The sequence below is a fragment of the Streptomyces sp. YGL11-2 genome (genome assembly GCF_050054615.1).
In the GTDB taxonomy this organism is placed as follows: Bacteria; Actinomycetota; Actinomycetes; order Streptomycetales; family Streptomycetaceae; genus Streptomyces.
The window spans coordinates 1-10,371 of sequence record NZ_JBNHIN010000103.1 but is presented as its reverse complement, the minus strand read 5'-3'; the positions used below and the strand labels follow the sequence as shown (position 1 = coordinate 10,371).

The 10,371-nt window shown below is 68.0% G+C and carries 10 protein-coding genes and 3 pseudogenes; 6 read left to right on the top strand and 7 right to left on the bottom strand.

From position 1 onward, the window contains the following. Positions 1 to 257 (top strand): hypothetical protein (locus ACO1BR_RS42995; RefSeq protein WP_426800566.1); only part of this gene is annotated, 257 nt, incomplete at its 5' end. Between the two features lie 151 nt (positions 258 to 408). Continuing rightward, entirely contained in the window at positions 409 to 1,062 is a 654-nt protein-coding gene (locus ACO1BR_RS42990) for a hypothetical protein (RefSeq protein ID WP_426800565.1), read from the top strand. A gap of 498 nt (positions 1,063 to 1,560) precedes the next feature. Here the strand turns inward: ACO1BR_RS42990 and ACO1BR_RS42985 are convergent, their stop codons facing one another. From ACO1BR_RS42985 to ACO1BR_RS42975, 3 genes are all read right to left on the bottom strand, one after another. Next, positions 1,561 to 3,030, bottom strand: coding sequence for a UDP-N-acetylmuramoyl-L-alanyl-D-glutamate--2,6-diaminopimelate ligase (locus ACO1BR_RS42985; RefSeq protein ID WP_426800564.1), 1,470 nt, complete (start codon positions 3,028 to 3,030; stop codon positions 1,561 to 1,563). Positions 3,031 to 3,508: 478 nt separating this feature from the next. Continuing rightward, on the bottom strand, positions 3,509 to 3,712 hold the full coding sequence (locus ACO1BR_RS42980) for a hypothetical protein (RefSeq protein WP_426800563.1): 204 nt from the start codon (positions 3,710 to 3,712) through the stop codon (positions 3,509 to 3,511). 47 nt (positions 3,713 to 3,759) lie between these two features. Further along, positions 3,760 to 3,930 (bottom strand): hypothetical protein, encoded by a 171-nt coding sequence (locus ACO1BR_RS42975; protein WP_426800567.1) that lies wholly within the window; start codon positions 3,928 to 3,930, stop codon positions 3,760 to 3,762. Between the two features lie 16 nt (positions 3,931 to 3,946). Between ACO1BR_RS42975 and ACO1BR_RS42970 the strand changes: the two are divergent. Next, positions 3,947 to 4,123 (top strand): annotated as a pseudogene (locus ACO1BR_RS42970) (MgtC/SapB family protein); the annotation flags it as partial. A gap of 51 nt (positions 4,124 to 4,174) precedes the next feature. Here ACO1BR_RS42970 and ACO1BR_RS42965 read toward each other — a convergent pair. The 3 genes from ACO1BR_RS42965 to ACO1BR_RS42955 form a co-directional block, all read right to left on the bottom strand. Continuing rightward, the gene (locus ACO1BR_RS42965) at positions 4,175 to 4,483 is read right to left on the bottom strand and encodes an SCO5918 family protein (RefSeq protein WP_426800562.1); all 309 of its coding nucleotides are present in this window, start codon (positions 4,481 to 4,483) and stop codon (positions 4,175 to 4,177) included. Between the two features lie 115 nt (positions 4,484 to 4,598). Further along, on the bottom strand, positions 4,599 to 6,095 hold the full coding sequence (locus ACO1BR_RS42960) for a DEAD/DEAH box helicase (RefSeq protein WP_426800561.1): 1,497 nt from the start codon (positions 6,093 to 6,095) through the stop codon (positions 4,599 to 4,601). 395 nt (positions 6,096 to 6,490) lie between these two features. Beyond that, positions 6,491 to 6,694, bottom strand: coding sequence for a cold-shock protein (locus tag ACO1BR_RS42955; protein WP_426800560.1), 204 nt, complete (start codon positions 6,692 to 6,694; stop codon positions 6,491 to 6,493). Positions 6,695 to 7,224: 530 nt separating this feature from the next. Here ACO1BR_RS42955 and ACO1BR_RS42950 point away from each other — a divergent pair. Further along, positions 7,225 to 7,572: a MerR family transcriptional regulator gene (locus ACO1BR_RS42950; protein WP_426800559.1), complete on the top strand. Its 348-nt coding sequence runs from the start codon at positions 7,225 to 7,227 to the stop codon at positions 7,570 to 7,572. A 204-nt stretch (positions 7,573 to 7,776) separates the two neighbouring features. On the opposite strand, the pseudogene ACO1BR_RS42945 reads toward ACO1BR_RS42950, so the two are convergent. Further along, positions 7,777 to 7,926: pseudogene (locus tag ACO1BR_RS42945) on the bottom strand (IS5/IS1182 family transposase); the annotation flags it as partial. Positions 7,927 to 8,039: 113 nt separating this feature from the next. On the opposite strand from ACO1BR_RS42945, the gene ACO1BR_RS42940 reads away from it, so the two are divergent. Together ACO1BR_RS42940 and ACO1BR_RS42935 are read left to right on the top strand one after the other, a co-directional pair. Then, positions 8,040 to 9,320: a YncE family protein gene (locus ACO1BR_RS42940; RefSeq protein ID WP_426800558.1), complete on the top strand. Its 1,281-nt coding sequence runs from the start codon at positions 8,040 to 8,042 to the stop codon at positions 9,318 to 9,320. Positions 9,321 to 9,428: 108 nt separating this feature from the next. Then, a pseudogene (locus ACO1BR_RS42935) lies at positions 9,429 to 10,271 on the top strand (IS5 family transposase). Positions 10,272 to 10,371: the final 100 nt, after the last annotated feature.

The following is a 10,371-nucleotide window of genomic DNA, read 5'->3' as shown; positions in this document are numbered from 1 at the left end:
GCCGAACCGACGAACCTGAACACCCGTCAACCCTCTCTGACCAGCTGATCAACACCTCCCGCACGCCGGGGGAAGCTCACACGGTCAAGGCGTACGCCCACGATCTGAAGGACTGGTTCGTCTACCTGGCCGGCCTCGGGCTGGACTGGCGGTCGGTGGTGGCGGGGGCTGCCGACCGGGCCGCGTCGGGGTGCCGTTCGCGAAGCCGCAGCGCCGCGAGCCCACCCCGAACAACGCCCCAAAAGCCGTCTGAATAGCGGCGCGACCGCCACGCGGTCAACGCCCGAGCAGTTCCCAGCAAGTTCCCGATAGATTAAGGAGACCCACGTGTCCACACTGCGCACAACCCCTGCTCGTCCAGACCAACGGAGCGGAGCCAAGCGACGGTCCAAGCGCACCGCACAGCGTGTGAGCGCGATCCTGGCCCCCTTTGCGGCGTTGACGCTCCTCACGCCGGTGACCGCACACGCGGACGAGGTCCACGGCCAGGACGCCAGTAAGAACCCGAAGCTGGCCGGCGAACTGATCGCCTACTGCCAGAAGAACGCCAGCAGCTGCACGTTCACGCCCTATGGGAACGCGCCTCAGACGTTCGATACGGCGCCGGAGGTCGTCTCGGAGAAGAAGTACAACTGCTCCAAGACGGAGAACCTCGGCGCCAAGTATGCCGTCTCCCGGAAATACGGCGGGAGTTACACCATAACGACGGGTGTCACGTTGGGGGCCGAGGCAGGAGGAAGCCCGTTCGACGTCGCGGTCAAGGGCGCGATCCAGGCCAAGTACGAGGAAGCCCGGTCCTGGAACTGGGAGACCAGCACCACGGAAGAACTCAACGCCACGATCAAGCCCCGGATGGCCGGATTCGTCAAGGCCATCAAGCACATGAAGTCAGTCGAAGGATCACTGTTCGTCAAGCGGTACAACAACAGCGGCGTCGGCTACAACTACTACCTCCTCGACCACATCTTCGCCGCCATGCAGGAGCGCACACCTTCCCTCGTAGCGGATGAAGCGCCGATGACGTCCCAAGAGACCCACAGCTACTGCTCCACCGCTCGTTAACCGTACTGCGGCGAGGGTCCGTCACAAGCTGATGGACCCTCTGACCGCCTGATCCGCGGGGAACCATCTGCGTGCCCTCAACCGCTGCCCTGCCAGTCACCGGCTCTCGTGCCGAGTCGTCGATGCTCGGCATGGGGCCGACGGCGGGTTTGTGGTGGCCCTGGCGCTCACCAGGGTGGGTCCGGGCGTCGCCTTCGCCGACACGCTCTCGCCCGGCCCTACTTTGCACCGTGGGTCAGAGATACGTGGGTCAGAGATAGGAGTCCGGGGCACAGACAGGCAGCCCGTCGCAGGGCCTGATGCCACGTGGGCGGTGAGCCAGGCGGTGCCACGCTGGACGAGAAGATGCTCGGCGGTGCGGCTGCGGGCCTCCTCCGCGGCCTGTTCGGCGGGCTCGCGATGGGTGGCCGTGGGGGCTGGTCTGTCCACGGTAGAGACGCGGCAACCCTCTGTGGTGGCCTGCCGCGTCATGAGGGGGAGCGGCGGGACTTTCCTGGGTTACCCGCAGAGCTCGCGGACGACAGCCATGTCGCTGAAGGGGAGCAGCTGTTCACCGATAATCTGGTACGGCTCGCTGCCCTTTCCGGCGATCAGCACGATGTCGTCCGGTTCCGCGGCGGACAGCGCGTAGCGGATCGCCGTACGGCGGTCGGCCTCCCGGCGGAAGGGGGTCCCGGTGGCGGCGAGACCGGGGGTGATCTGGTCCAGGATGGTTTCCGGGTCCTCGTTGCGCGGGTTGTCCGAGGTGAGGACGCACAGGTCGGAATGCTCCCCGGCGATCTTTCCCATGGCGGCACGTTTGGTGATGTCCCGGTCGCCGCCGCAGCCGAAGACGGTGATCACCCGGCCGGTCGCGAAACTGCGGATCGTGGCGAGGACCTTCTCCAGCGAATCCGGGGAGTGCGCGTAGTCCACGATGACGCAGGCGCCCTGCGGAGTGCGGTAGCGCTCGAACCGGCCGGGGGTGGGCGGCATCCGGTCCAGGGCACTGACGAGCGCCTGGAGGTCGTGGCCGAGCACGTGGCATGCCGCCAGGGTGGCCAGCGCGTTCGCGACCGAGAAGCGGCCCGGTACGGGGATCGCTGCGGGGTACTTGCGCCCGTCGTGGTGGAGCGTGAATCGGCTGCCCACGGCATCCACAACGAGGTCGGTCGCCCGGTAGTCGGCCGACGCGTCCACGGCGTACGTGGTCACCGCGCCGGGCATCAAGGCCAGGATCTGTGCACTGACGGGGTCGTCGGCGTTGACCACCGCGCGGTCGCACAGCCCCTCGAAGAGGCGCAGTTTGGCGTTCTTGTAGTTCTCCATGCTTCCGTGGTCGTCGAGGTGATCCTGGGTCAGGTTGGTGAAGACGCCGACGTTGATGAACACATGGTCCAGTCGGCGCTGCAGCAGGCCCATGGAAGTGGCCTCCAGCACCACGCTGCCCGTATGCCGGTCGCGCATGTGACCCAGCAGGTATTGGAGGTCCGGCGATTCCGGGGTCGTCAGGACCGACCTCGGCATCGGAATCTTCCGCCCGCCGATCCGACTGCCCGAAGTGCCGATGACGCCCACCTTCGCGCCTTCGGCGATCCGCAGGGCCGACTCCACCATGTACGAGACGGAGGTCTTGCCGTTCGTACCCGTGATCGCCACCACGTCCATCGCACGGCCAGGATGCCCGTAATACCGGGAGGCGGCGACCGCGGCGACTGCCCGGATATCGGCCACCCCCACCACGCACACGCGCCCGGACAGCGTCCCGGACGGCGCGGCGCCGTCTTGTGCCAGCACGGCCACCGCTCCCCGCTCCAGTGCCTCTGCGATGCGCCCGGGACCGCCCTCCTCGTGGCCCGGGACCGCGATGTACAGCGAGCCTGACGTCACCTGGCGGACGTCAAAGGTCATCCCCGCGCTGATCGGCGTTCCCAGGTCACCCTGGAGAACATGGTGGTCGTGCCCGTCGAGCAGTGCACTCAGCTTCACAACTATCCCCTCGAAGGCGGCCAGTGGCGCACTGCGCGTGCCCGGCCTGAAGGCAGGGTGACAGCGAACCAGAGACCGCGTTGATGACCATGACCCGGCGGCGCCGGGGTCGTGCTGACCGGCCGGTGCCGACCGCTTCGGCGCTGTGCGGTGCACATGCGGCGCGGGAGCCGGAGCACCGGCGGGCGTAACGCGGGAATACGAGCGGGCCCCGCAGGGGGAGATCTGCGTGCGAGCCGGAGGGCCGGATCGGCCGAGGACCGCTACCTGTCACCGCGCAACCGGCTGGGGCATCCGACCGGGTCCGGCTCCCAACCGTGTCACGAGCCGGCCGGAATCCGGGGGCAGAGCCTTCTGGCTCGGCCGCGGAGGGTTGAATACAGGTGATCGGACGGAGCAGGGACCTGCCCGACACCACTGCAGTGTATGCCCATTGCCAGAGGCGGGATTCGAGGTGTGGTCCCTGTCACCAGGATGTTCAGCCCTCGTCCAGGGCCTGCATGCTGGCCTTGAGGTGTGCGGCGGTGATCGCCGCCTCGGCCGCCTTGTCCCACGTGGTGACGGTCCGGTGATCGACCGTCCCGGGACGCTCTCCCTGGGCGCGAAGTCCACGGAACGGGCGCGGTGTCGGCCAGCCATGAATGACCGGCCGGGCAGCGATGAACAAGGGTGCGTTCGCCAACTGAACGGCCTCAGGCGCACCTGTCGGCACTTGGCCCGCGCGGCCCGTCAGTGGAAGCCCAGCATTCCGGGTGAGTCGATGTCGACGGTGACCACACCGGGCGGGTAGGCGCCCCCGTTGCCGGTCAGCAGGATCGACATGCCGGTGAACTCGGGGCGCGGCAGTGCGCAGTTCAGGGCGTGGCAGGTATCCGGACCGCCGTAGCCAGAGGTCGCCACCGACTACTACTTCGAGGCAGTGTGCACCGAACCGGAGGAGGCACACATCAGAGCCCTGATCCTCCAGGCCGTCGCCCGGCCAGGCTTCCGGCTGCGCTCGGTGTTCAGCCGCGACGCGGAGGAAGGGAAGGTCACCGTCGCCGCGGAACTCACCACCGAACGTCGCGATGACTCCCTACTTGAAGCCGCCGTCAGCCGACTTGGCCGTCTTGCGTTCCCTTACGTTCCCACTCGCAGCGACAGGTCAGGCCCGGGGCGGGTTTCCCAGCCGGGCCGACGCCGCCTCCAGCGGTGTGAGGGAGGCCGGGGGTGCGAGCGCTTCAGCCGGGCGGCACTCGAAGCCGAGACGGCCCAGGGCCCGGGTCACTTCGCCGGCGGTGAAGTCCCGGCGATCCTGTCCGGTGATGATCTCCCCGACCTGCTTGACCGGGTAGTGGCGGCGGCCGATGAGCACGGACTCACCGGCGATGGGTTCGGGCGTGATGCCCTTCATCGCATCCTGCACCTCGGTCTTGATCAGGTCGAAGGGGAAGCGGGCGATGACACAGCGCATGATGCCTCTTTCGGGGTCGAAGAGAAGCCGGAAACGGATCGCCGGCCCGAGCGGGGAGGGGGCAACGGGTGAGGATGAGGACGCCCAGGGGCGAGAGCGGCCGTCCGTACCGGCCCTAGGCGGCAGCGCCAGGAGGGGTCCGTCGCCCGGACGCGGGGGTCCCGGTTCGGGGTGCTCCCGCGGAGCGTCGGGCCTGGGCGGAGCGGCTGCGGCGGCCGCACGTGGAGGAGCCGCTGCGCTTGGGGCGTTCGACGACGGGGGTGGTGATGGTGACGGGAATTCCGGAGGGGGTCCGGGCGCCCGTGATGCGGCTCAGCGCGGCCTCGCCGGAGCGGACCTTGGTGGACTGCGGAGTGATGCCGGCGTGGGCCATCAGGCGGTCCATCTCGCGGCGCTGGTCGGGCAGGACCAGGGTGACGACGCTGCCGGACTCGCCGGCTCGGGCGGTGCGGCCGCCGCGGTGCAGATAGTCCTTGTGGTCGCTGGGCGGGTCGACGTTGACGACGAGGTCGAGATTGTCGACGTGGATGCCGCGGGCGGCGACGTTGGTGGCCACCAGGACGGTGACCTGTCCGGCCTTGAACTGGGCCAGGGTGCGGGTGCGCTGCGGCTGGGACTTGCCACCGTGCAGGGCGGCGGCGCGGACACCGCTCTTCAGCAGGTGCTTGGTGAGTTTGTCCACGGCGTGCTTGGTGTCCAGGAACATGATCGACCGTCCCTCGCGGGCGGCGATCTCCGTGGTGGTGGCGTGCTTGTCGGCGCCGTGGACGTGCAGCAGGTGGTGCTCCATCGTGGTGACGGCGCCCGCCGAGGTATCTACGGAGTGGACCACCGGGTCGGTGAGATAGCGCCGGACCAGGAGGTCGACATTGCGGTCCAGGGTGGCCGAGAAGAGCATCCGCTGCCCCTCGGGCCGGACCTGGTCGAGCAGGGCGGTGACCTGAGGCATGAAGCCCATGTCGGCCATCTGGTCCGCCTCGTCCAGCACGGTGATGCCGACCTCGTTCAAGCGACAGTCACCGCGCTCGATGAGGTCCTTGAGCCGTCCCGGCGTCGCGACCACGACCTCTGCGCCGCCGCGCAGCGCGCTGACCTGCCGGCCGATCGACATCCCGCCGACGACGGTGGCCAGCCGCAGGTTCAGCGACCGGGCGTAGGGGGTGAGGGCGTCGGTGACCTGCTGAGCCAGCTCCCGGGTGGGTACCAGGATCAGGGCCAGGGGCCGGCCGGGTTCGGCGCGCCGGCCGGCGGTGCGGGCCAGCAGGGCCAGACCGAAGGCGAGCGTCTTGCCCGAGCCGGTGCGCCCGCGGCCCAGCACATCGCGTCCGGCCAGCGAGTTCGGCAGTGTGGCGGCCTGGATCGGGAACGGGACCGACACCCCTTCGGCGGCCAGCGACGCCAGCAGCGCAGGCGGCATATCCAGTTCCGCGAAGGTCTCGGCCGGCGGCAGCGCGGGGGTGTGCGTGACGGGCGGCGCGAACTCTCCCGGCCGTGCGGCGGGGCGGCGCCTGTTGCCACCGGAGCGGTTCGACGGCTGCGAGCGGCCGCCGCGGCCGGAGTCGGCGGAGCGGGCTCGGAACGGGCGGTCTTTCGAACGTGCTGTGCGGTTCATGAAGAACCTTCCTCGATGCGGTACGTCGAGGAATTCCCGGCGGAAATAAGCCGCACACAAAGAATCGCCAGAACGAACCGATGAAAAAAGATGAAACAAAACTGGGCGGAAACATGCCGGCCCAGTGGTCGCCATAGGGGCAGCGATCGAACAGGCTGCCCAGCGCCNAAGCCGCACACAAAGAATCGCCAGAACGAACCGATGAAAAAAGATGAAACAAAACTGGGCGGAAACATGCCGGCCCAGTGGTCGCCATAGGGGCAGCGATCGAACAGGCTGCCCAGCGCCGCTTGCGCGGCCGTTGTGGCGCACAACGGAAAACGTCCAAGCAACGAGCTGGGGCCCGCACCCAAGGTGCGGCCCCCAGCCACGGGCGTACGCGTCGGCGTCAGCGATCAGGCGGGAACGATGTTCTCGGCCTGCGGGCCCTTCTGGCCCTGCGTGAGGTCGAAGGACACCTTCTGGCCTTCCTGCAGCTCGCGGAAGCCCTGGGTGGCGATGTTCGAGTAGTGGGCGAAGACGTCGGCGCCGCCACCGTCCTGCTCGATAAAGCCGAAACCCTTTTCCGCGTTGAACCACTTCACGGTGCCAGTAGCCATGTCATATCTCCTTCGGGGCAGTGCCCGGAGCCCACACCATGTAGGCCCCAGTGTCGCCGCGATGATCACCCCGCCGGAAATAACGCCGGAAAATACATAAGTCCTCTCACCGTGTACGACGGCGAGCGCACTTGAAGTTTTCGGGTACCACAACTGCAACTGAAATAGACGTTAGCACGGCTCTGGCGGCCATGCACAGAGCACGAGACAGGGCATGCGCCCGACGCTTCCGAGAGCGCAAAACCCCTACCCCGCGGGTGGTCATTTCTGTAGTTGCGGCATTAGATATTCGACACCGACGCTCGCCTCTAACTGGCCCTGTTGCTGCATCCGAGGGAAATCTCCATTGACCGCAGTAGACATTCTCACTTCGGAAAGTTAGCATTTCTCTCGTAGTCAACGAAGTCAATGAGGCGCGGCAGACACGAACCGCCGCGAGCACGACAGCAATACCAGATGGTGTGGAAAACCCCCGGGGCCTCGGTGCCGTATGGCATCAGGGCCCTCGACGCGTCCTACGACGAGGTTCCATGACCCGAGAGACCCCCTCACGCGCCACCGACAGATTCGATGACGACGACTACCCCGCCTACACCATGGGCCGCGCTGCGGAGATGATCGGCAGCACGCCCGCCTTCCTGCGGGCGGTCGGCGAAGCGCGCCTCATCGTCCCCTTGCGCTCCAAAGGTGGCCATCGCCGCTACTCCCGCTACCAGCTGCGCATCGCCGCCCGCGCGCGCGAACTCGTCGACCAGGGCAACCCGATCGAGGCCGCCTGCCGCATCGTCATCCTTGAGGACCAGCTCGAAGAGGCCCAGCGACTCAACGAAGAACTGCGCCGAACCACTTCCGACCCGAGCCGGCCCACCGGTCCCTGACGCGCACCGTCGGCCAACCGCCTCGCACCCTCGGCCCGCACGACCCGGGGGGGCGGGCAGGGTGCCGCTCGCATTGGACGCCGTCGACCAGGATCTGCGACGTCGTCACGGCTGCCCCTATGACGGGGGCCCTGATGGTGAGGGCCCGACCAGGTCGAAACCCTCTCGGGCGACGTAGCGCTTAAGAGCGCCCGGCAGTAGGCGTCATTTCAGGCGCTTGGTGGTTGGGCGGCCGTCCCAGCGGTAGCGCGGGGTCGCACGGCGGATGAGCGTACGCAGTGTGACGATCGCAGCGGACAGGTAGAGGTAGAAGTCCACGGCCCGACTGCGCCTCTCGGTGCAGCGCCGTAGCTTGTCACGGGACAAAGGGCCTTCGGAACGGGTGGCGCCCTCTGCTTTCCACAGAGAATCCACAAGGTTTTCCGCCATCATCGCCGTAGTTTCCAAGGTGAGAGAGGGGAAGCGTGATGGACTTCTCAGGAAAACGACTGTGGTCATTGGCGCTGGCGCTGACCGTGGGACTGGGCGTGTCGGCATGCGCGGGGAAGGACAGTGCCCCAAGTAGCCGTACCAGCTCGTCGGCGCTCTCCGCAGCAGCCCTCCCGCCGGCCTCGTCCGCATCCGAGCCCTCGTGTCAGTCCTCGGCCGCACCAGCGCAGTCGCAGCTGGGCGGTGTCCACACCGCGAGTCTGACCGTCCCGGCCCGGCCCTTCGGACTGGTCTACGCCCGGACGGGCCACATCGCCTTCGCCGCGTTGAAGACGGAACTCGGGGTGCTGTCCACAGACAGCACCCAGCCCCGGCTCCTACGCAAGATTCCGCTTCCGGCCGCCAGCGTGGGGAAGGAAGGCGCCACCGGCGTCGCCCTCACCCATGACGGACGCGAACTGCTCATCGCCGCGGGCAGCGGAGCGATCGTGGTGGACGCGGCCAAGGCTGCGGCAGGAGCGCCGGGGGCTGTGCTGGGAACGCTCACCGGCACGGCCGGGACCAGCGCGATCGAGGTGACGGTCTCACCCGATGACCACTATGCCTTCGTCAGCCAGGAATACGGTGACGCCAGCACCGGCCACCGCGGCGACATCGAGGTCTTCGACCTGCGCAAGGCACTTCGCGGTGGATTCGGCCAAAGCTCCCTCATCGGCAGCCTGCCCCTGGGTCAAGCCGTGGTCGGCACCGCCATCTCCCCCAACGGTCGTTGGCTGTACGCGACCAGCGAGGTCGCCCCGAGCCAGAAACCGACAGCAGGCGGCAAGCACGGCGAGCTCAGCGTCATCGACCTCGCCACCTTGGAAGCGACTCCGGAAAAGGCCCTGCGTGGCAGCGTCCTGGCCAGATGCAACCCCGTACGGGTAGCCCCCTCACCGGACGGGAAGACGGTATGGGTCACAGCCCGCAAGAGCAACGCCCTGCTCGCCTTCGACGCCGCAAAACTCACCACCGACCCCCAGCACGCCCTGCTGACCTCCGTCCAGGTCGGCACCGCCCCCGTCGGACTGACCTTCGTACGAGGCGGCAGCCGCATCATCACCGCCGACACCAACCGATTCCACACCCCAGGCGCCACCACCGGACTGACCGTGGTCGACACCCGGGCCGCCCTCACCGGCAAACCAGCCAACCTCGGACGCATCCAAACCGGCGCCTTCCCCCGGGAGTTCGCCCTCAGCCCCGACGCAAAGACCCTGCTCGTCTCGGACCACGACTCAAACCAGATCCAAGCGATCGACACCACCACGCTGCCATAGGAGCGCCCGGCAGCAGGCGCGCTGGGTGGCCTAGCGGGCGCCGGAGACCGAGCACGCACGAGCCCAGGCGATCATGGAGTCCTACACTCAGTGATCACCGGAGGGCTCGTGCCTGTCCTTCCATCATGCGTGCTCGAACCGCTGTGGGACCAGTTCGCGGCGCTGCTGCCCGAGCGCGTCGACACGCACCCGCTCGGCTGCCACAACCCGCGCGTCCCCGACCGTGTCGTCTTCGATCACGTCATCGCCGCCCTCGTACACGGCTCCGGCTACGAGCGCATCGCCGGTCCCGGCTGCTCGGACCGCACGATCAGACGCCGCGTCACGTACTGGGCCCAGCTCGGGGTAGCCGAGCAGATCCACGCGCTCGCCCTTCAGGCGTACGACCGCATGATCGGCCTGGAGCTCGACGAACTGTCCGTTGACGGCTGCATCACCAAGGCGCCCTGCGGCGGCGAGGCCGCCGGGCGCTCGCCGGTGGACCGGGGCAAGCAGGGCCTGAAGCGTTCGGTGGCCACCGAGGGCACCGGTGTTCCTCTGGGCATCGTCTTGGCTGGGGCCAACCGCCACGACTCCCCGCTGCTCGTGCCCACCCTCAAGGCCGCCGACGAGCAGGTCGGCGGGCTTCCCGATCAAGTCAACGTGAACCTGGACCGCGGCTAGGACAGCGACAAGACCCGTTGCGCGCTCGCGGAGTTGAGCTTCACCAGCGAGATCGCCCGCAAGGGCGTCCCCGCCCCAGTCCAGGCCGGCAAGAGGTGGGTGGTGGAGCGGAGCCACACGTGGATGAATGGCTTCGGCAAGCTACGGCGCTGCACCGAAAAGCGCAGCCGGGCCGTGGACTTCCACCTCTACCTGTCCGCTGCGATCGTCACACTGCGTACGCTCATCCGCCGTGCGACCCCGCGCTACCGCTGGGACGGCCGCCCAACCACCAAGCGCCTGAAATGACGCCTACTGCCAGGCGCTCTCAGTGGGCGGTTCGTGAGCCTTTGAGTCGTTCTGTGGTCGCCTGATGGTGTGGGGTGGGGGCGAATTCCGCGGGTTCGCG